Origin of the sequence: Nitratireductor sp. B36 (assembly GCF_020833685.1) — a bacterium.
In the GTDB taxonomy this organism is placed as follows: domain Bacteria; phylum Pseudomonadota; class Alphaproteobacteria; order Rhizobiales; family Rhizobiaceae; genus Nitratireductor.
In genome coordinates this window covers 265,053-286,225 of sequence record NZ_JACKZY010000004.1, presented here as the reverse complement: position 1 = coordinate 286,225, position 21,173 = coordinate 265,053, and the positions used below count along the sequence as shown (strand labels likewise).

Sequence of the window (21,173 nt, the reverse complement as noted above, 5' to 3'; positions counted from 1 at the left end):
CTCACCCCCCTGCCATTGAGAGCGAATAGACGCTCTCGGGCCGAACGAAGAGATCGAAGCCCAGACGAAGCGCCACGGCCAGAACGAGGAGTGCAAGAAGCGCACGCAACTGCTCGCCGCGAAGCTTTTGTCCCACCCTCGCGCCGTATTGGGCACCGGCAACTCCACCCACCATGAGAAGAAAAGCGAGGACCACATCGACGGTCTGGTTGGCCGTGGAATGAATGATCGTCGTGAAAGCGGCCACAAAGATGATCTGGAACAGCGATGTGCCGATCACGACATTGGTGGGCACCTTGAGGAGGTAAATGAGCGCAGGCACCATGATGAAACCGCCGCCCACACCCATGATCGACGCCAGAAAGCCAATGAAGGCGCCGAGCGCCAGAACAGGGATGACACTGACGAACAGCTTCGAGGCGCGAAAGCGCATCTTCAAGGGTAGACGGTGAATCCAGTTGTGCTGGCCGGGCTTGCGCAATGTCACTGTCTGGCCACCACGGGAGCGCCTGATGGCACGCAGGCTTTCCATCAGCATCAGCCCGCCGACCACGCCAAGAAACGCCACATAGAGCAGAGAGACAATCAGGTCGAGTTGCCCCAGACGCCGCAGATAGGCAAAAACGGACACACCCAAAGATGCGCCGACTATGCCGCCTGCCAGCAATACGGTGCCAAGCTTCAGATCAAGAGATTTGCGTTTGAAATGCGCCAGTGCGCCAGAGAAAGACGATGCGATCACCTGATTGGCGCCGGTGGCAACAGCAATGGCGGGAGGAATGTTGTAGAAGATCAGGAGCGGCGTGATGAGAAATCCGCCACCGACGCCGAACATGCCGGAGAGAAAGCCGACCGCGCCGCCCATGGCCAGCAGCACGAACACGTTGACGGACATTTCGGCGATTGGGAGATAAATACCCACCCGCGGCACCCGAATAATTGTTTGCCCGGCGAAGAGGCCGGGCGAGATGTGGAAGCATTATGCGTGCTTCCGTTCTGCGCTCTGACGGTCTCGAAGTCAAACCGAGTTGTCACCAAATCGGGAAAAGATTGAACGACTTGCCCGGCAAACGTGAACTGCGACCATTCAGACACACATAATGCGGCGGGCGGACAGGTGGCATTGCCCGAACGCCCGCCCGCAAACGGAAATACATCGCGGGCGTTCGCCGGATGTGGGCGACTTTACCCACACCGCGATTTAAAGCCGGCTGTGTTCAAAGCGCCAGGCTGCCTTACTGGGCAGCTGCCGCGGCCTTGTTCTTTTCCAGAAGGGCGCGCACCAGCGCCTCATCCACTTCTCCGGTCGGTGCCAGACCGTTGGCCTTCTGGAAAGCACTGATCGCCGTTTTTGTTTTGGCGCCCATAATGCCGTCCGGCTTGCCCGCATCAAACCCCTGCTGGTTCAAGATCAGCTGAATGTTCGTGACCGCCTTCTTCATGTCCACGCTGGCCGTCAGCTCTCTGCTCTCACGCCAGGATTCGGGGATATCCACCATGTTTGCAGCAGGATCGACGGATTTGGCTTTCCACAGAGCCGTTTTGTTCTTTGCCTGTTCCAGCTTGTCCGGCGAAAGAGCGGCGGCGATTTCATCGCGCTTGCTTGCAGCATCTGCGTCGCCACCATTGGCAACAATGGCGAACCATTTATACGCTTCCGTCAGATCCTGCGGGACGCCCATACCTTTGGCAGAGAGAATGCCGAGGTTGAACTGGCTGTCCTTGACGCCATGCTCCGCCGCTTCCAGAAACCAGCGAGCTGCGGAAGCGTTGTCGGCCGGTCCATCAGCTCCCATGGCGTAGAGAACGCCCAGATTGTGCATCGCACCGGCATTGCCCTGCTGTGCTGCAAGCTGGAACCACATTTTCGCTTTCGCCGCGTCGCGGTCGACGCCGGTTCCCTTTTGATAAAGATCACCGAGGCGGTATTGAGCCGGAGCAAAGCCGGCTTCAGCGGCCTTTGTGTACCATTCGACGGCTTTTGAGATGTTGGCCGCCGCTCCGCGTCCTTCCGCATAACGGCTGGCAATCTCGAAATACGCTTTTGGATCTCCCTCAGCAGCCGCTTCCCGAAGGGGTACTGGCCCTGCATCCATGGGGATCTCATCCAGCGAAACCGGCTGCACCGCCTCCGAGATTGGCACTGGAAGTGTATTGTCCACTTCAGCAACCGAAAGCGGTTCTTCAAATTTTCCCTCGGCGGGACCATCCATGTCCGGCATGGAGGCCAGAGTGTTCACGGTCTCGTCAGCGCTTTCGCTCACCGCCGCGTCTTCCAACGGCTTTTCATCAAGGACGCGAACGGGCCGATCTTCGGCCTTGGCCACTACAGATGCTGCTTCCGGCGAAAAGCTATCGCTGGCAACCGGCGTCGGTATGGAGGTCGAATTCGACAGATAAATCTTGGTCATCTGGTAGCCGCCAGCGACCACGATACCAGCTCCGAGCATGACCATGAGAGGCTTCTTGGAGCGTTTCAGGAGACGGCCGAAACCGAAGCCCCCGCGTTCCTCTGTCGTCTCGCCGCGGCGTTTTTTGAGGATTTCAGCCTCGGCAGCGGCAGCCTGAGCAGCCCTGCGCGCCGCTGCGATGAAGTCCGATTTCGCTGCGTCGTCAGTCTCCGCGCGCGCTGGCGCTTTCTTTTCGTCACGCACGCGGCGCAGGATCGCGTTGAGGTCCGGGGCGCCTGAGCCTGGTTCAAGCGGCTGATTGATGCGCTCTGCATCAAGTTCGACCGCATCGAGACTTGCATCGACTTCGAAATCGACCGGCCCTTCGGCATTCTCCTCCAATTCAACGTGTTGCTTGTCCCCTCGGGAGCTCCAGGCACGGGACAAGCCACCGAGCAGAGATGTACGTCCAGGTTTTGCCTGTTCCCTCTCACCATCCTCATCCAATGCAGCGCGTGCTGCGGCTGCGGCGGCTTCGGCGGGAGAGCGGTTGGACGCGGGCTCGTAGTCTGCAGCACTTGTTGCAGCAGGGTCGTCTTCATCAGGCGAGATCGACGGGGCGGCTGCCACGGCAATCTTTGCAGCGTCGCCCCGCCCCCCGTCTTTGGCAGATCCCTCTACAGCGCCGATCCGATCAACAATTTTGAGAAGCGTATCGTGAATGGCCTCGAAGGTTTTGGTGTTGCGTTCGTCCGACTTGCGCGTGAGTTCCTCAAGCGCTCGCAGTTCCGCGCGCAGTTCGCGATCGAAGGCTTCAGCCTGTGCACTGTTGCCAAGGGCGCCGATCGCCTGTTCCGCAGCGTGCCGTGCGGCTTCCACAACGGCGGCACGGTTCTCGTGAATGGACCGTTCAATGTTCTCCAGACGCGGACCCAGATCCTCGAACTCCGGCAGGTCGGTATTCGGGCGCGAGAGATGTTCGGAAAGGCTGCGCACCTGCGCTTCGAGATTCCGAATCACGTCGGGATCAACTGAGGAAGCGCTTGCTGAGGATGCCTGCAAGCGTCCGGAGATGTCGTCAAGGCGAGCTTCCAATGCGCGCAGTGCATCACCATCACCACGTCCCCCGCCGGTGCCTGTATCGAGACGCGCGACCAGTTCGTTGAACCGGGCATCGATCGTCGCCATGATGCCCGCCTCATCCTGAACAGGATGGCTGCGCTCATCGATCCGGGCGGAAATTTCCTGAAGACGGCGTTCCAGCTCGTCGACCAGCGTTCGGCTCTGCTCGACCACATCGCCCTGTCGCTGTTCGATCATTTGGGAAAGATGCGCGAAGCGGTCTTCGATGCCGCGCAGCATGTGCTCCGCAATCTGAGGCTGCGGTGCGTTGTCCAGCTTCTCGGCGATGCCGGCAATCTGTCCGGCAAGGCGTTCCACGGTCTGTTCCGGCATGTCGATACGGCGGGCGATATCATCGACGCGCTGTGACAAGGAATAGAGCTGGTCGCTGAGTTGCCCGACTGCCTCGCCACCTCCGCGCTCTGCGAGCAATTCCGACACCTGGTTCGCCAGAGACGAAATACGCGCCTCAATGCGCTCAAACGGCTGTGGATCAAAATTGGCCGCCTGCGCCTTGGGAGCAGAGGCAGCGATCGCCCTGCTGATCTCATCCAGACGCTCGTCGAGTGCCGCATAGATTTCGGGATTGCTTTGCTGCTTGCGCTCAAGCAGCTGATCAAGCGCGCCGGCCAGTGTGCGCACACGATCTTCAAGCGACTGGATGGAAAGCGACTCGGGGAGATTGTTGACCGCATGGGCAATCTCTTCGATGCGCTGATGCAGCATTTCAATCGCCGGATCGCTTTTGCGTATATCACTGGAAACACGATCCTCGAACGCGCTCCAGCGATCATCCAGTGCATCCCAGCGCTGATCGACCGCTCGCAGCGTTTCTTCGCGCGCCAGGTTGGAGATGGACGACTTCAGCTCCTCCATTTCCAAACGGAGCATTTTGACATTCTTGTCATCGCTGCGTTCAGCAAGCTGACCAATGGCATTGGACAAGCGCTCGAACTCGACCACAAGCTCGCGGCTCAACGCGGCGTTAGGCACGGAAGCCATGATGCCAGCCAGTTCACGGCGCAAGACGGAGAACTCGTCGTTCAACCCGGATCGCATCGCATCCCGCAGGTCCGCTCTCAGGGTCTTGAGCTCATTGGCAATGCTCCCGATCGAAGCGATTTCGCGTTCCTGCCTATGGCTGCGCTCGAGCTCATGCGCAGCGCGCTCAAAGGACGTGTGCGGCGGTGCCTTACGTCTGTGTGGCATCGACCGCTCCATGGGACGGGCATAGGTCTGCGAGACGGTTTCGGAAAGTTCCTGGATCCGACGGGCAACCTCATTCTCTTCCGTTTTTCGGTCGAAACGACCCGTTGCATGCCCGAGGCGATGCTCCATTTCCTCCAGCGTTCGGCTTATCTCATCAAGAGACGCGTTCGCCCCTGGCCGCCGCCGACGACCGGCATTTATGTTTTCCAGATAGGAACGCTTGTTGTTCATCGGAACGCCCGCCTCTCCACCGGTTGCCGGTTGGCCATCGATAGTCCTTGCCACGCGGGCCCTTGAGCTTTGGAACGCCGGGAAGGCTGAAGACAAACGCCGCAAAGACACCCACGGTCAGGCTGCCATGCCCGAGGCGACAAAAGCGAACGGGCACGGTCTACTGACGAACCCACAATTCCCCGATCATGGTAAACACGAAGTTAATATTTCTTACCGGGGATTAATCATACGCGCGGAAATCGGTCGAAAAGGTTGTTGGCAAGACGTTCACAATTTGGCGTCAGGCCCTTGTAATGCCGTATTCTGCAACGCATAAGCCCGCCTTCAAATCATGTCTGCGTGGCACAATCTTCGCCATCAGCGACGCTTGACCAACAGACATGGCATCATTCCGGCCCCCCACCGGAGTGTTCATTCGATACGGAACAGTGATCATGACGAACATTGCAAAGGCAGTCGAAAAGGCCGCCGAGGGAAATGATTCTCCCAACCACTCCGAAGACTACACCCGCATTGGTGAGATGGCCCGCGAGTTTGGCGTCACGCTTCGCGCATTGCGGTTTTACGAAGACAAGGGTCTCCTGACGCCGGAGCGAATCGGCACATCACGCCTTTATTCGCGATACGACAAACTTCGCCTCCAGCAGATTTTGCTCGGCCGGAAGATCGGATTTTCTCTGAGCGATATCAAGGAAGTGCTCGATCTGCACGATCCCGAGAAGGATCGTAAGGCGGGCAATGTCGAGCAGTTGAAACTCGTGCTTAGAAAATCCGAACGCCAGATGGTGCGGCTCGAAAAACAGCAGCGCTCCATCGAGGATGCAATTTCCGAGCTCAAGAAGCTGATCGCAGACGTAACGGCTCGCCTGGAAGGCGCTACGGCCTTCAGTCAGGCCGGCTGATTTCCCACTGCATCCGGGCGGGCGACACCAAACGCCCCTCATTCAGTTAGCGCCGCTGCACTTTCATTGATCCGACCGCGCTGAAACGATTCCGCGCGGGGCTTGGTCGCGTCTCGAGTCATTTTTTGACGTTTACGCAAACGTCAAAATTTGCTACAGCGTTTGCGACATTGCGCGAAAGCTCTTTTCGCGCGCAAATCCGAGAGCTGGAGGAGTCTCATGCCGACCTACCGGGCGCCCGTGCGCGATACGCTGTTCGTGCTCAATGATGTTCTTGGCTACGGCAATTATGACAATCTGCCGGGCTTTGCCGACGCCTCGCCGGACATCGTCGAGGCGATCCTGAGCGAAGGTGCGAAATTGGCCGAAAACGTCATGCAGCCGCTCAACCGGGTTGGCGACGTGGAAGGCTGCACCCGCCATGACGATGGCTCCGTGACCACGCCGAAAGGTTTTGACGAGGCCTACCGTCAATATTGCGAGGGCGGCTGGCTGGGCCTTTCCGTGCCTGCGGAATATGGCGGCCAGGGCCTCCCCTACACGGTGCATTCAGCCGTCAGCGAGTATCTGGTTTCCGCCAATATGGCGCTGATGATGTATCCCGGCCTCACGCAGGGCGCCATCGCGGCGATCCTTGCGCATGGGACCGAGGAGCAGAAGCAGAAGTGGCTGCCGAAGATGGTGGAAGGCAGCTGGACCGGCACCATGAACCTGACCGAGCCCCATTGCGGGACCGACCTCGGCCTCCTGACTTCCAAAGCCGTGCCAAACGGCGACGGAAGCTACAGGATTTCCGGCCAGAAGATCTTCATTTCCGCGGGCGAACACGATCTCTCGGAAAACATCATCCATCTGGTTCTGGCCCGCATCGAGGGCGCACCCGCCGGCGTGAAGGGCATCTCGCTCTTCATCGTACCGAAGGTGATGGTCGACGATGCCGGCACGCCCGGTGCGCGTAATGGCGTTTCCTGCGGGGCCATCGAGGAAAAGATGGGCATTCACGGCAACGCCACCTGCGTCATGAACTATGACGACGCGACCGGCTATCTGCTTGGTGAAGAGAATGGCGGATTGAAAGCCATGTTCACCATGATGAACGAGGCGCGTCTCGGAGTCGGCCTCCAGGGCCATGCCATTGGTGAAGCGGCGTATCAGGGTGCGGTGGAATATGCGCGCGAACGGCTTCAGGGCCGCTCGCTCACAGGGGCGAAAGCGCCGGAAAAGAAGGCCGATCCGATCATCGTCCACCCGGATGTGCGCCGTAACCTGATGACGATGCGCGCCTTTAACGAGGCCGGACGTGCGCTGATCCTGTGGACCGCGCTCAAATCCGACATCGCGCATCTCTCCGAAGACGAGAAGGACCGCGAAGCGGCATCCGATCTCCTGGCGCTGATGACGCCCGTGATCAAGGGCGTTCTCACCGACAAGGGGTTCGAGCACGCCGTCATGGCGCAGCAGCTTTTCGGCGGTCACGGCTATATCGAAGAGCATGGCATGAGCCAGTTCGTGCGCGATGCACGCATCGCCATGATCTACGAGGGCGCGAACGGCATTCAGGCGCTGGACCTGGTGGGCCGCAAACTGCCGGCCAAAGGTGGCCGCGCCGCACAGGCCTTCTTCAAGGAAGTCGGCGATTTCTGTGAGGCCCATCGTGGAGACGAGGCGATGGCCCCCTTCACGAAGGCGCTCAAGAAAGGCCTCAACGACCTGCAGGCCGCTTCGCTCTGGCTGATGCAGAACGCCGTACAGAAGCCTGACAATGCGGGTGCGGCCTCCCATGACTACATGCATCTGATGGGCCTTGTGGCGCTCGGCTACATGTGGGGCCGAATGGTCAAGAAAGCGCAGGAGCAGATTGCCGCCGGTGCCAATGGCGACGCCTCGTTCCTTGAGGCCAAGATCGCCACCGGCCGGTATTTCATGGAGCGCGTCATGCCCGAAACGGCGGCGCACCTCGCCCGTATCTCCACCGGCGCCGACGCGATGATGGCCCTGCCGGAAGAGGCGTTTTGACTGGTATGAAAGCCGTGCTCGTTCTAGCGTGCCTACGCTAGTGCGCAGCGTTGTCAGCGAGGAGGCGTAGAGTGGCAGACCCACAGTCCGTACTTGGCCTTTCCCGGCCCGACTGGGCCGGCGAAGACGTCGCCATGCTCTATGACATGGCGAGCCGCTTCCTGATGGAAGAGATTGCGCCTCACTACGAAGCGTTCGAGAAGGCGGAGATCTTCGACCGCGCGAGCTGGGAGAAGGCTGGCGCTGCGGGCCTTCTCTGCGCCTCGATGCCGGAGGAGCATGGCGGTGCGGGCGGCACCTACGCCCATGAAAGCGCGATCATCGAAGCGATCAGCCATGTGGGCGTCGATGGTTTCGGCATTGCGCTCCACAACGCCATCGTCGCGCCATACATCCTCCATTACGGCTCGGAAGAGCAGAAGCAGCGCTGGCTGCCGAAGCTCGCGAGCGGCGAGCTGATCGGCGCGATCGCCATGACCGAACCCGGAGCCGGATCCGATCTTCAGGGTGTGAAAACGCGGGCGGAGAAGGACGGAAACCATTACCGCCTCAACGGTTCCAAGACCTTCATCACCAACGGGCAGTTAGCCAATCTCGTCATCGTGGTCGCCAAGACGGACCCGAGCCAGGGCGCGAAGGGCACATCCCTGATCGTGGTCGAAACCGACGAGGCCGAAGGGTTTGAGCGCGGTCGCAATCTCGACAAGATCGGCCTCAAGTCCAACGACACTTCGGAACTCTTCTTCAACGATGTGCGTGTGCCAACCGCCAATCTTCTCGGTCATGAGGAAGGCCAGGGCTTTGTGCAGCTCATGCAGCAACTCCCGCAGGAGCGGCTCCTGATCGGCGCTCAGGCGATAGCCATGATCGAGCGCGCGCTGGCTGTCACCCTCGACTATGTGAAGGAGCGCAAGGCCTTCGGCCAGAAGGTGATCGACTTTCAGAACACCCAGTTCAAACTGGCGGAACTGAAAACCGAGGCAACGGTCGGCCGCGTTTTCTACAATGATTGCGTGGCACGTCACCTCGCCGGAAATCTCGATACCGCCACCGCCTCCATGGTCAAATACTGGCTCACCGACCTGCAGTGCAAAGTGGTCGATGAATGCCTGCAGCTCCATGGCGGCTATGGCTATATGAACGAATATCCCATCGCGCGCATGTATCGCGACGCCCGCGTGCAGCGCATCTATGGCGGCACCAACGAGATCATGAAGCTGGTGATCGCCAGAACCCTTTGAACCAATCGCACGACCCGGCGTTGGGTCGGTAAAGCAGGGAGACCGATATGGCTGACGCTTATGTATATGACGCCGTGCGCACGCCGCGCGGACGGGGCAAGAAGGACGGTTCGCTGCACGAGGTGCCCGCCGTGCGCCTTGGCGCGAAGGTTCTCGAAGCCGTGCGCGACCGTAACGGGCTGGACACCACAAAGGTGGACGACATCATTTTCGGCTGTGTCGATCCGGTCGGCGAAGCCGGCTCCGTGATCCCGCGCTCGGCCGCCTTCGAGGCGCGCTACGCGAACGCGGCTCCGGGCATGCAGATCTCACGCTTCTGTGCGTCGGGCCTCGACGCCATCAATCTGGGCGCGGCCAAGATCGCCGGCGGCTCCGACGAGATCGTCATTGCCGGTGGCGTGGAGAGCATGTCGCGCGTCGGCATGGGCATGTCCGGCGGCGCGTGGTTCATGGACCCTTCGGTCGGCATCCCCGCCTATTTCATGCCGCAGGGCGTGTCCGCCGATCTGATCGCCACGAAGTATGGTTTTTCACGCGACGATGTGGATGCCTATGCGGTTGAAAGCCAGAAGCGCGCCAAGAATGCCTGGGACAAGGGCTATTTCAAGAAGTCCGTGATCCCGGTGGAAGACCAGAACGGGCTGACCATTCTCGATCATGACGAGCACATGCGCCCCGGTACCGACATGCAGGCGCTTGGCCAGCTCAACCCCTCCTTCGTGATGCCGGGTGAAATGGGCGGTTTCGATGCCGTGGCCGTGCAGCGTTATCCGGAGCTTGAAAGCATCAACCATGTGCACCACGCCGGCAACTCGTCGGGCATCGTCGATGGCGCGGCCGCCGTGCTGCTCGGTTCGCGCAAGGCCGGCAAGTCCATGGGGCTTGAGCCGCGCGCGAAAATCCGCGCCTTCACCAATATTGGCTCTGAGCCAGCGATCATGCTGACCGGTCCGGTCGACGTGACGGAGAAGCTTCTCAAGAAAGCCAAGATGAAGCTTTCGGACATCGACCTGTTCGAGCTGAACGAGGCTTTCGCCTCGGTGGTGCTGCGTTACATGCAGGCCTTCGAGATCGACCATGACCGGATCAATGTGAATGGCGGCGCAATCGCCATGGGCCACCCGCTGGGTGCGACCGGCGCGATGATCTTCGGCACGGTTCTCGACGAGCTTGAGCGCCGCGACCTGAACACAGCGCTCGTGACGCTGTGCATCGGCGCGGGCATGGGCACCGCAACCATCATCGAACGCGTTTGAGCTGTCGGGGAGAGATCAGACCATGACCGACTACAAGAATTTCACTGTTGACGTGGACGCAGACGGCATCGCGCTCGTCACCTGGGACATGCCGGACCGCTCCATGAACGTCTTCACCGAAGAGGTGATGAACGAGCTGGACGCGATCATCGACCAGATTGCCGGCAGCGATGCGATCAAAGGTGCTGTCATCACTTCCGGCAAGGAGACCTTCTCCGGCGGTGCGGACCTGACCATGCTGCAGAAGATGCTCGGCCAGTTCGAGAAGGAAAAGGCCAAGGACCGCAAGAAGGCGGTCAAGCTTCTGTTCGACAATGCCGGCCGCATGGGCTGGCTCTGGCGCAAGCTTGAAACCTCCGGCAAGCCGTGGGTCTCGGCCATCAACGGCACTTGCATGGGCGGCGCGTTCGAGCTGTCGCTCGCCTGCCATGGCCGTGTCGCAGCCGACAGCCCGGCAGTGAAGATGGCGCTTCCCGAAGTGAAGGTGGGCATCTTCCCCGGCGCAGGCGGCACCCAGCGCGTGCCACGCCTTGCCAAGCCGCAGGAAGCCCTGCAGATGCTGACCACCGGCCAGACGCTGACGCCGCAGAAGGCGAAGGCCATGGGGCTGATCCACGAGATCGCCGCGCCGAAGAAGCTGGTCGAGACAGCAAAGAAGATGATCCTCGACGGCCTGAGCCCGGTTCAGCCGTGGGACGAGAAGGGCTTCAAACTGCCCGGCGGCCCCGTCTACTCGGCAGCGGGCGCAAACCTCTGGCCGCCGGCGATCGCCATCCTGCGCCGCGAGACCTACAACAATTACCCGGCCGCAGCCGCGATCCTGAAATGCGTCTATGAGGGCATGCTGGTGCCCTTCGACACGGCGCTCACCATCGAGCAGCGCTATTTCACCGAGATCATGCAGACGACCGAAGCGAAGATGATGATCCGCTCGCTCTTCGTCTCGCTGCAGGAGCTCAACAAGGGTGCTCGCCGCCCCGACGACGTACCAGCCAAGAAGTTCAAGAAGATTGGCGTGCTCGGTGCCGGCTTCATGGGAGCGGGCATCGCCTTCGTCACGGCCAAGGCGGGCATTCCTGTCGTTCTTATCGACCGCGACACGGCGTCCGCCGAAAAGGGCAAGGCGCATTCGGCCGATCTGATGGACAAGGCCATCAAGAAGGGCCGCGCCACCGCCGAAGACAAGGAAAAGCTACTCTCGCTCATCACTCCGAGCGAGGATTATGCCGAGCTTGAAGGTTGCGATCTGGTGATCGAGGCCGTGTTCGAGGATTCGGAGATCAAGAAAACGGCGACAGAAAAGGCCGAGGCGGTTCTGAAACCGTCCGCCGTCTTCGCCTCCAACACCTCGACCATTCCGATTTCCGGTCTGGCGAAAAACTCCAAGCGCCCGAAGAACTTCATCGGCATCCACTTCTTCTCGCCCGTCGACAAGATGATGCTGGTCGAGATCATCATGGGCAAGAAGACCGGCGACAAGGCGCTGGCCATGGCGATGGACTATGTGCGCGCCATCAAGAAGACGCCGATCGTCGTCAACGACACGCGCGGCTTCTACGTCAATCGCTGCGTCCTGCGCTACATGCAGGAGGCCTTCTCCATGGTCATCGAAGGCGTGCCCGCCCCGATGGTGGAGAATGCGGCGAAGATGGCCGGCATGCCCGTTGGTCCGCTCGCTCTCACCGATGAGACGGCTGTCGATCTCGCCCAGAAGATCATGAAGCAGACCGTGCGCGATCTCGGCCCCAAAGCCGTCGACCCGCGCCACATGGAGCTGATCGACACGCTGGTCGACAAGCATGGCCGCCTTGGCCGCAAGAACGGCAAGGGCTTCTATGACTATCCGGCAAAGCCTGCAAAGAAGCATCTGTGGGCCGGCCTGAAGGATCTCTATCCGCAGAAGAACCCGGACAAGATCGATGTCGAGGAACTGCAGGAGCGTTTCCTGGCTACGATCGCGCTGGAAGCGGCCCGCATCATGGAAGAAGGCATTGTCGTCGATCCGCGCGAGGCGGATGTCGGCTCCATTCTCGCCTTCGGATTCGCGCCCTACACGGGCGGTGCCCTCTCCTATATCGACGGAATGGGAGCGGAGGCCTTCGTTGCCATGACCAAGCGCCTTCAGAAGAAGTACGGCAAGCAGTTCAAGGCCCCGAAGCTCCTGCTGGACATGGCTGAGAGCGGCGAGACCTTCTACCAGCGCTTTGCACCTGAAAAGGCGGCGGAGAAGAAGGCCGCCTGAGGCTTTTGCTGCGAAAGCGAAAAAACTCCGTTCCGGATGCAGTAATGCGTCCGGAACGTTGAACAGGGCACAATTTCGGAACGTTGCTTTGCCGGGCAAGCGCCGGCCGCAGCACCAACCTCTCAGGATAGAAAATCATGTATGTCTGGATGCGTCTTCTTCGCGTGGCCGCCACACGCAAGAGCCGGGGCGTCTACCGGCTGGGCGACGAGAGCAAACTCTCGTTCCGCTGCCTGCCCACCGACATCGACATGAACATCCACCTGAACAACGCCCGCTACATGATGCTGGCGGATATGGGACGGATCGACATCTTCCTGCGCAGCGGGCTGATCGGTGCCGCGCGCCAGCGCGGCTGGGCACCTCTGCTTGGCGGGTTACAGACGGCTTATGTGCGCGAGGTGCGCCTGTGGCAGCGTTTTGATGTGATCTCCACAATCGAGACCTGGGATGGCACGCAGATTATCGGCCAGCACCGGTTCGTGCTTGGCGATGGGCGCGTCGCCGCCATGATCCTCACCACTGGCGGCGTCTATGATTACAAAGGCAGAGGCTTTGTCCCCGTCGAGGAGGTTATGGGCGCTCTTGGTGTGGACGCCGCCCCGCGCCCGCCAAACGATGAAGAGCGCGCATTCATGGCTTCACATCAGGGCATGCGTGCTCGCGCAAAAGTGTTGTCCTGAAGCCTATCGGTGCGCGACCGGGGCCGATAGTTTCGACCTGCTAGTTTGAACCGGAGACATCGATGACGACCACCGTTGATTACTATTTCACATCTGCATCGCCCTTCACCTATCTGGGGCATCAGCCTCTGCGTGCGGTTCTTTCCAAGCATGGAGCGAGCGTGCGGGTGAAACCGGTCAACCTGATGGGGATCTGGGAAATTTCCGGTGCAGTGCCACCGGCGAAACGTCCGCCTGTTCGCCAGAGGTTGCGTATGGTGGAACTTCAGCGCATCGCCGACTTCCGGGGCATGCCCATCAACAAAATGCCCAAACACTGGCCGGTCGACCCGGCTCTTGCGGACCATGTGATCGCGGCGCTCGTCGCCGAGGGTCATGATCCCATGAGCTATATGGAGCGTGTCTTCGCCGCCGTGTGGGCAAATGAAGAAGACATCGCCGATCCCGATACGCTTGCGAAATATCTCGAACTGGAAAAATTCGACTCCGCGTCCATTCTGGAGAGAGCACAAAGCGAAGAGATTTCGGCAATTCGCGCACAGAACACCAAAGATGCCGTGGAAGCCGATGCTGTCGGCGTTCCTACCTACGTGCTCAATGGAGAGGCATTCTTCGGCCAGGACCGCGTGGAATATCTTGACCACGCGCTGGCGACAGGCCGTGCTGCCTTCAAAGCCTAAGTCTCAGCCTGCCTCACCATCGGCGAGCGGCACCTCTATCCCGGCAAGCTCGGCTGCCGTGACACGTGCCGCCCCCGCCCGCGCAAAGCGCAGCATCATTGCCTTGCGCGTGGCAGCGGCGAGCCTGTGCTCATCCGGTTCACGCAGGATCTCTGCCCCATAGCCATCGGAGAGGATGAACCCGCACTCCTCGGGAAAAATCTCTGCCGGCACTTCCGGATGAGTCGCAAAGAAGAAGCGGTCGGAATGCTGGCGATACTCAGGCCATTTCCGATCCACTCGAAAATCCTCAATTGACGACTTGATCTCGATAATCCAGATGTCGCCCTTCTTCGTCAACGCAACGAGATCGGCGCGGCGGCCGGTGGCAAGCGTCACTTCCGGCAAGACCACGGCCCCCATGGCTATCAACAGCCGCTGGACACCGCGGCGGATAACCATGGCCCGGTCGGACTGGCGTCCATCTGCCAGCGGATTGAGAGGAATCGGAGAGATGATCGGCATCTGCTGACTATGCCATTCCTGCTCGTCTGATTGAAGCCTCAGCGCGCGCCGGCTATGTCGTTGAGGATCGGGCAGTCAGGACGTTCATCGCCGCGACAGGCTTGGATCAACTTGTTCAGGGTCGCGCGCATGGATTGCAGTTCAGCGATCTTTTCATCGATCGCCGCCACATGGGAGACGGCTATGTCGCGCACGTCCTGGCTTGCCCGTTCCCTGTCCCGATAAAGCGCCATGAGTTGCCGGCACTCGTCGATCGAGAAGCCAAGCCCCCGCGCGCGCTTCAGAAATGTGAGGAAATGCAGATCCTCATCGCTGTAGGCGCGATATCCATTGCCTGCGCGCTGCGGCGCTATCAGGCCAATTTCCTCATAATAGCGGATCGTCTTAGCCGGCAATCCCGAGCGGCGGGCGGCCTGTCCAACATTCATGATGCAGCTCCTGCGCTTTCATCGAAACTGGGGATTGTGTTGCCTGTTTGCAATAATCGGAGTCAATAACAGGCTTACGCAACGTCAATGCGGCCGAAGCCTTGGCAATTCATTAACCAAGAATTTAACAATGGTGCTCAAATTACGCTACGCTTCAGGCACAATTAAGATATCCGGGTTTGGGGGAACACATGAGATTCAAGTCGATTGCCATCGCTGCGGCACTGGGATTCGCAACGGCACTCGCAGGTTGTACGTCGGGCGGACCCCTGAAGGTCTTCACCTCGGACTACGGCACCGTGAAAGACGCTGGCTATCAATTGCCACGAATTCCGATCAACGAAGTTCCCCGACAGTATCACCGTCAGATTGTTTCCTACGAAACCAAGGAAAAGCCCGGCACGATCATTGTCGACACCAACGCCAAGTTTCTTTACCTGGTGATGGATGGCGGCAAGGCGATGCGCTATGGCATCGGTGTGGGGCGTGAGGGTTTTGAGTGGGCAGGCACAGCACGCATTGCCATGAAACGCGAATGGCCAACATGGACGCCGCCCTCTGCAATGATCGGTCGTCAGCCGGAGCTGGCGAAATGGCGCCAGGGCATGCCGCCCGGCCTGTCCAATCCGCTGGGCGCTCGCGCGCTCTATCTTTTCAACCGCGGTGGCGACACGGGCTATCGCCTGCACGGCACGCCGGAATGGCGGTCGATTGGCAAAGCAATGTCGTCGGGATGCATCAGATTGATGAATCAGGACATCATCGACCTTTACAACCGTACCGAAGTTGGTGCTAAAGTAATCGTTAAGCGGTAGAAACCGTCTCAGCGACCAGGGTCACTCGATCCGACCCTGAAAAAAACCGGGCCTTGGAGCCCGGTTTTTTCTTGCCTAACCTTGATGAGGAGAGGGATCAGAGCACCTGCTCGACTTCCCGGACTTCCGGCACGAAATGATGAAGTAGGTTCTGGATGCCGTGTTTCAACGTGGCTGTGGAGGACGGGCAGCCAGCGCAGGCACCTTTCATATGCAGAAAGACGGTGCCCTTTTCATAGCCGCGGAAAGTGATGTCACCACCATCCTGGGCGACTGCGGGACGCACACGGGTATCCAACAGTTCCTTGATGGTGGATACGATCTGCTCGTCGGCCTCGTCGTAAAACTCTCCATCTTCCGAAACCGGAAGCCCGCCTAAGCCTGCCTTCGCCATCACCGGCTGGCCCGACATGAAGTGCTCCATGATGGTGCCGAGAATGGCCGGCTTCAAATGCTGCCAATCCGGACCATCCTCTTTGGTGACCGTGATGAAGTCATAACCGAAAAAGACACCGGACACGCCTGTGACCGAGAAAAGCCGCTCTGCCAGGGGCGATGTCTCTGCTGCAGACTCCGCCTCGCGGAAATCGGCAGTGCCCTCCTCCAGAACCACTCGGCCAGGCAGGAATTTCAGCGTCGCGGGATTGGGGGTCGCTTCGGTCTGAATGAACATGGTGGTTTTCCGATCTGGCGTTTCTTGGAATGATTCTAAAATAGGAGGAATCGTTCGAGGGTTCAAGCGCACATATGGGAAGCAAAGCGCGCTTATGCCAGACTTTCGATTTCCTCGTCGCTCAGATTTTGGGGGACGACGGTGACGGGGATGGGAAAAGCAGCCGTCTTGCCGGCGATCGACGAAACCAACGGCCCCGGCCCTTCCTTGGAACTGCCCGCCGCCAGAACGAGAATAGCGATGTCCTGATCCTCTTCGATCAGCTTGTGAATCTCGTCGGCGGATTTGCCCTCGCGCACGACGAGCTCCGGCTCGATGCCGATGGTCTCGCGAACCTTGGTCGCGTGGGTGTCGAGCGCCGCATTGGCGGTTGCCGTGGCTTCTTCACGCATGATCTGCTCAACCCCGAGCCAATGCTGAAAATCGCCGGGTTCGATCACGAAAAGAAGCACCAGAACGCCGTTCGTCGACTGGGCACGCCGGGCCGCATAGGCAACGGCCCGTTCGCATTCGGGCGTGTCATCAATGATGGCAAGGAATTTGCGGCGGTGTCCCGCCTCGCGGATCAGTCGCTTGGAGACCATTCACACGTCCTGTTTCGCCGGCGAGTGACCCGCCAATTCCGCGCAATCTGCCATCGCAGAGAGCTTTCGGCAAGACGGGGCAGTCAAAGGCCTCACCCGTCGATGAGCCCGATGATCTCGCGCACCATCTTCATGGTCGCTTCCGCCTTCTCGCGCGCCCGGCCAGCACCTTCACGCAGAACACCGTCAATATAAGCCGGGTCGTCGAGGATGCGGCGCATTTCACCAGCGATCGGAGACAGTTTCTCGACCGCAAGTTCGGCCAGTGCCGGCTTGAACTCGGAGAATTGCCGCCCACCGAACTCCGCAAGCACATCCGCCTTGGTGGCACCGGAAAGCGCGGCGTAGATGCCAACGAGGTTCTGCGCCTCGGGCCGCTCGGCCAGGCCGTCCACTTCTGAAGGCAGAGCCTCGGGGTCGGTCTTTGCCTTCTTGATCTTTTTGGCGATGGCGTCGGCGTCGTCCGTAAGATTGATGCGCGACAGGTCGGACGGGTCCGATTTGGACATCTTCTTGGAGCCGTCACGCAGGCTCATCACGCGCGTGATCGCGCCTTCGATCAGCGGCTCGGTGAGCGGGAAGAAGCCGTTCACCTTCTCTTCGCCCACCTCCATCTCCACGCCATAACCCAGCTCGGCGATGCGGGCTGAGAAGTCGTTGTTGAACTTCTGCGCAATGTCGCGCGTCAGCTCGAGATGCTGCTTCTGGTCATCGCCCACCGGCACGTGGGTGGCGCGATAGACGAGAATGTCAGCAGCCATGAGGCTCGGATAGGCGAGCAGGCCGAGCGACGCGTTCTCACGGTCCTTGCCGGCCTTGTCCTTGAACTGCGTCATGCGGTTCATCCAGCCGATGCGCGCGACGCAGTTGAAAATCCATGCGAGCTCAGCGTGCTGCAGCACCTGGCTCTGGTTGAAGACGATGTTCTTCTTCGGATCGATGCCGCTCGCCAGGAAGGCAGCGGTGATCGAACGCGTCTGGTCGGCCAGATCGTCATGCGCCATAGTCGCGGTCAGCGAATGCAGATCGACGACGCAATAGATGCACTCATGGCTCTCCTGAAGCGCGACAAACTTCTGCAACGCGCCCAGATAATTGCCGAGGTGAAGATTGCCCGTCGGCTGAACGCCGGAGAAGACGAGCTCCCTGAATTCGCTCATGGATCTTTCCTGAATGCCCTGTGGAGCGCGAAGGCCGCGCGCCATGGCTTATGAACGACGCGAAACCGGCAATCAAGCCCCACGCATCGATTGCGTTTCCGCGCCACCCGCCGGAAGCGGTTTTCCACGAGGCGGAAGCCCCACCAGAAGGCCGATGCGCCCGGGCAGCAACTCAACCGCCGCGGCGAACAGGAAAGAGCCGGCGAACGTGATCGCAAGAACCAGCAAATATTCCGTCCAGACAGCGAGCCCAAGCGGCAACACGTAATACAGGGCCGCCACCACCACGGTCTGGTGGACGATATAAAGTGGAAACACCTTGCGGTTAAGCCATGAGACAGTGGCACTCGGTGCATCCAGATACTTCGCGGCGAACCCGCATAGCGCCAGGATCATCGTCCATGCAAGCGCCATCAGCAGCACCTTGTATAGTGGTGTCATGGTCTCATAGTCGCCGATGAAGTAGCCGCCAGCTCCTGTCCATGAAAAGAGGTAGAGCGCTAAAGTCAGCGCCGCCGCAGACCACGCGCTTCGCCAGCGTAAACCCACGACATTCCCGATCAGCGCTTGATGGTATCGCGCGAAAAGAAAGCCGAGCCCGAACCAGCTCGCCCATACCGCAAACCATGCGCCGTCATTGTAGAGTGCATTGGTCTGGCGCGGGAAGAAGGGCGACAGCGCGAGATTGAGCACAAGCGGCAGAAGGAAAAGCAGGTAAACCCAGGAGGAGCCCGCCACCCGCTGGAACCAGTCGGTCACCGGTTTCATGAAGGGCTGGTCGATCAGGCGGAAGACCGGATAGCAGACGACGGTCATCACCAGCAGATAGGCAACAAACCACATATGCGCCCAGGTGAAATTCCCCTCCGGATATTTGCCCTCGGTGAAATAGCGCGTGAGCCAGAAGGTGAGGAACGAGCCCTCATAGCCATTCTCATACATGCGCTCGTACCAGACCTGCGGAACGATGATGACACACATGGCGAAGATCAGCGGCGGGAAAAGCCGCATGAACCGACCCTTCAGGAAGGTGAGATCATGGCACCGCCGGTAGACAAACCAGGTTCCCATGCCTGACACGAAGAAAAGCAGGGCAAGCCGCCATGCGCGCGGGTGTTTCATGATCAGGGCCAGTGTGGCGCTGCCCTCCGGCGCCTCAATGAGCCATTTCATGTCCGGGAAGAACGCGACGGAGGCGTGATATGCGATCAGCAGCATGAACGCGGAAACACGCAGGAAATCGATGTAATAAAGACGTTGCTGCATGCTTCTCCCCCCGATGTTGCGAAGGGCATGCTATCAGCAGCGCCTTCGCATTCGGTTAATTGGGGGGCTTATCTGCCGCGTCTGCGCCGAACACGCGCCAGTTCTGCCCGGTCGATGCCGCCGGTCGCGAGCGCCACGCCGAAATAGGCAATGGCTGCCAGTAGGACGATGCCAACAACCGTGAGTACACGCACGATCAACAGATCGTGCCCCACGAACCCGGGCAGCGCAGCAAGCAGCGCCCATACAACGGCCCCCATGACCGCGCTCGCAAGCAGCATGAAGGCGATGCGGCGGAGAGTGAGCGACGAGGGGCGAAAATCACCCCGCCGCCAGAGGGTAATGGCCAGAAGAAGCACGTTCACCCAGGCAGAGAGCGCCGTCGCGGCGGCGATGGCCACATGACCATATACAGGGAAAAACAACAGGCTTGCCGCGATGTTCACCGCAACCGTGATCAGCGAGAACCACATGGGTGTTTTCATGTCCTCGCGGGCAAAAAATGCGGGCTGAAACACCTTGGTCAGCACATAGGCCGGCAGGCCGCTGGCGAAGGCGGCGAGCGCCGCCGCCGTCATTGCGGTGTCAAGCGCGGTGAACTGGCCGCGCTCATAAAGCAGCGCAACGATTGGTGCAGGCATCACCATGAGCCCCACGGCGGCTGGCAGTGTGAGCCCCAGCGCGAATTCCATGGAACGGTTCTGCAAATGCTGAGCATCCGCGTGATCACCGGCCTTCAGGGCGCGTGAGAGCTCCGGCAGGAGCACCACACCCACGGCGATGCCGATGACGCCGAGCGGCAACTGGTTGATGCGGTCGGCGAAGTTCAGGAGGCCGATGGCGTTATCCTGTGTGGAGGCAATAATCTGCCCGACCAGAAGATTGATCTGCATGATACCGCCGGTCAGAAGCGCCGGCGCCATGAGCACAAGCAGGCGTTTGACACCCGGCGTGAGGCGCGGACGCCGCACCCGCATGGAGTAGCCTGCGCGGCGCGCACCCTGGATGAGAAAGAAAAGCTGCGCCAGACCCGAGGCGAACACGCCCCAGGCAAGCCAGATGCCCGTCTGGCGCGGGTCAAACTGCCAGAAAAGCGCGACGAGCAGAACCCCGATCAAAATGACGTTGAGAAGCGTCGGCACCAATGCCGCCAGGAAATAGTGGCGCATCGCATTCAGAATGCCGGAAAACATGGCCACGAGCGACATGCAGAACAGATAGGGGAACATGATCCGCGTCATGATCACCGTCAGATCGAACTTCTCGGGCGTGTCGGCAAAACCCGGTGCGATGATGGTGGAGACGAGGAAGGGCATGGCCAGCATGGCCACAGCGGAAAGCAGCAGAAGCACCGTGACCAGAACGGCGAGCACATTTTCGCCAAAACGCCGCGCCGCCTCAATGCCGCCGCCCTCCATCTCCTTTGCAAACAATGGAATGAAGGCGGTGTTGAACGCGCCTTCAGCGAACAATCGGCGGAAGAGATTGGGAAAGCGGAATGCAGCGTAGAATGCATCGGTTACAGGGCCGACACCGATGGCGGCGGCAATCAGCGCTTCGCGCACAAAGCCGAGGATGCGGCTTGCCATGGTGGCGCTGCCGACACTGGCGAATTTTCCGATGAGACTCATGGGTAGGAAGACCTGAAATTGGGGGCGGGATGGGGGCTGCAGTCCATAGAATTGCGATGCTGAGATGCGCTGGCATGGATCCTCGGGTCAAGCCCGAGGATGACGAACTCAATGGAAAGCCTGAGCGCCCCGAGACA

Annotated in this window: 17 protein-coding genes; 8 read left to right on the top strand and 9 right to left on the bottom strand. The window is 60.0% G+C overall.

Going from position 1 to position 21,173, the window contains the following annotated elements; genetic code table 11:
- Position 1: 1 nt before the first annotated feature.
- Together H7H48_RS17650 and H7H48_RS17645 are read right to left on the bottom strand one after the other, a co-directional pair.
- Positions 2-922: a sulfite exporter TauE/SafE family protein gene (locus H7H48_RS17650; protein WP_229450363.1), complete on the bottom strand. Its 921-nt coding sequence runs from the start codon at positions 920-922 to the stop codon at positions 2-4.
- Positions 923-1,235: 313 nt separating this feature from the next.
- Positions 1,236-4,952, bottom strand: a complete 3,717-nt coding sequence (locus H7H48_RS17645) for a peptidoglycan-binding protein (protein WP_229450362.1) — start codon at positions 4,950-4,952, stop codon at positions 1,236-1,238.
- A gap of 437 nt (positions 4,953-5,389) precedes the next feature.
- Between H7H48_RS17645 and H7H48_RS17640 the strand changes: the two genes are divergently transcribed.
- The 7 genes from H7H48_RS17640 to H7H48_RS17610 all read left to right on the top strand — a co-directional run bounded on the left by H7H48_RS17640 (position 5,390) and on the right by H7H48_RS17610 (position 13,975).
- Entirely contained in the window at positions 5,390-5,857 is a 468-nt protein-coding gene (locus tag H7H48_RS17640; RefSeq protein ID WP_229450361.1) for a MerR family DNA-binding transcriptional regulator, read from the top strand.
- Positions 5,858-6,076: 219 nt separating this feature from the next.
- On the top strand, positions 6,077-7,873 hold the full coding sequence (locus tag H7H48_RS17635) for an acyl-CoA dehydrogenase C-terminal domain-containing protein (RefSeq protein WP_229450360.1): 1,797 nt from the start codon (positions 6,077-6,079) through the stop codon (positions 7,871-7,873).
- Positions 7,874-8,007: 134 nt separating this feature from the next.
- A complete protein-coding gene (locus H7H48_RS17630) occupies positions 8,008-9,114 on the top strand; it encodes an acyl-CoA dehydrogenase family protein (RefSeq protein ID WP_229450637.1) in 1,107 nt (368 codons plus the stop codon).
- 47 nt (positions 9,115-9,161) lie between these two features.
- Positions 9,162-10,370 (top strand): acetyl-CoA C-acetyltransferase, encoded by a 1,209-nt coding sequence (locus H7H48_RS17625; RefSeq protein ID WP_229450359.1) that lies wholly within the window; start codon positions 9,162-9,164, stop codon positions 10,368-10,370.
- 22 nt (positions 10,371-10,392) lie between these two features.
- A complete protein-coding gene (locus tag H7H48_RS17620) occupies positions 10,393-12,612 on the top strand; it encodes a 3-hydroxyacyl-CoA dehydrogenase NAD-binding domain-containing protein (protein ID WP_229450358.1) in 2,220 nt (739 codons plus the stop codon).
- Positions 12,613-12,749: 137 nt separating this feature from the next.
- Positions 12,750-13,295 (top strand): thioesterase family protein, encoded by a 546-nt coding sequence (locus H7H48_RS17615; protein ID WP_229450357.1) that lies wholly within the window; start codon positions 12,750-12,752, stop codon positions 13,293-13,295.
- Between the two features lie 62 nt (positions 13,296-13,357).
- Positions 13,358-13,975, top strand: coding sequence for a 2-hydroxychromene-2-carboxylate isomerase (locus H7H48_RS17610; protein ID WP_229450355.1), 618 nt, complete (start codon positions 13,358-13,360; stop codon positions 13,973-13,975).
- 3 nt (positions 13,976-13,978) lie between these two features.
- Here H7H48_RS17610 and H7H48_RS17605 read toward each other — a convergent pair whose 3' ends face one another.
- Together H7H48_RS17605 and cueR are read right to left on the bottom strand one after the other, a co-directional pair.
- Entirely contained in the window at positions 13,979-14,479 is a 501-nt protein-coding gene (locus H7H48_RS17605) for an MmcB family DNA repair protein (RefSeq protein WP_229450353.1), read from the bottom strand.
- A gap of 38 nt (positions 14,480-14,517) precedes the next feature.
- Positions 14,518-14,907, bottom strand: coding sequence for a Cu(I)-responsive transcriptional regulator (gene cueR, locus H7H48_RS17600; RefSeq protein ID WP_229450352.1), 390 nt, complete (start codon positions 14,905-14,907; stop codon positions 14,518-14,520).
- 191 nt (positions 14,908-15,098) lie between these two features.
- Here cueR and H7H48_RS17595 point away from each other — a divergent pair, with 191 nt between their 5' ends.
- A complete protein-coding gene (locus H7H48_RS17595) occupies positions 15,099-15,722 on the top strand; it encodes a L,D-transpeptidase (protein ID WP_229450351.1) in 624 nt (207 codons plus the stop codon).
- Between the two features lie 97 nt (positions 15,723-15,819).
- On the opposite strand, the gene H7H48_RS17590 is transcribed toward H7H48_RS17595, so the two are convergent.
- The 5 genes from H7H48_RS17590 to murJ all read right to left on the bottom strand — a co-directional run bounded on the left by H7H48_RS17590 (position 15,820) and on the right by murJ (position 21,036).
- Entirely contained in the window at positions 15,820-16,395 is a 576-nt protein-coding gene (locus H7H48_RS17590) for a NifU family protein (protein WP_229450350.1), read from the bottom strand.
- A gap of 92 nt (positions 16,396-16,487) precedes the next feature.
- On the bottom strand, positions 16,488-16,979 hold the full coding sequence (locus tag H7H48_RS17585; RefSeq protein WP_007008142.1) for a universal stress protein: 492 nt from the start codon (positions 16,977-16,979) through the stop codon (positions 16,488-16,490).
- 92 nt (positions 16,980-17,071) lie between these two features.
- Complete coding sequence (gene trpS / locus H7H48_RS17580; RefSeq protein WP_229450349.1) at positions 17,072-18,139, bottom strand: tryptophan--tRNA ligase; 1,068 nt, start codon at positions 18,137-18,139, stop codon at positions 17,072-17,074.
- A gap of 72 nt (positions 18,140-18,211) precedes the next feature.
- A complete protein-coding gene (locus H7H48_RS17575) occupies positions 18,212-19,405 on the bottom strand; it encodes an acyltransferase (RefSeq protein WP_229450348.1) in 1,194 nt (397 codons plus the stop codon).
- Positions 19,406-19,473: 68 nt separating this feature from the next.
- Positions 19,474-21,036, bottom strand: a complete 1,563-nt coding sequence (gene murJ, locus H7H48_RS17570) for a murein biosynthesis integral membrane protein MurJ (protein ID WP_229450347.1) — start codon at positions 21,034-21,036, stop codon at positions 19,474-19,476.
- Positions 21,037-21,173 lie beyond the last annotated feature (137 nt).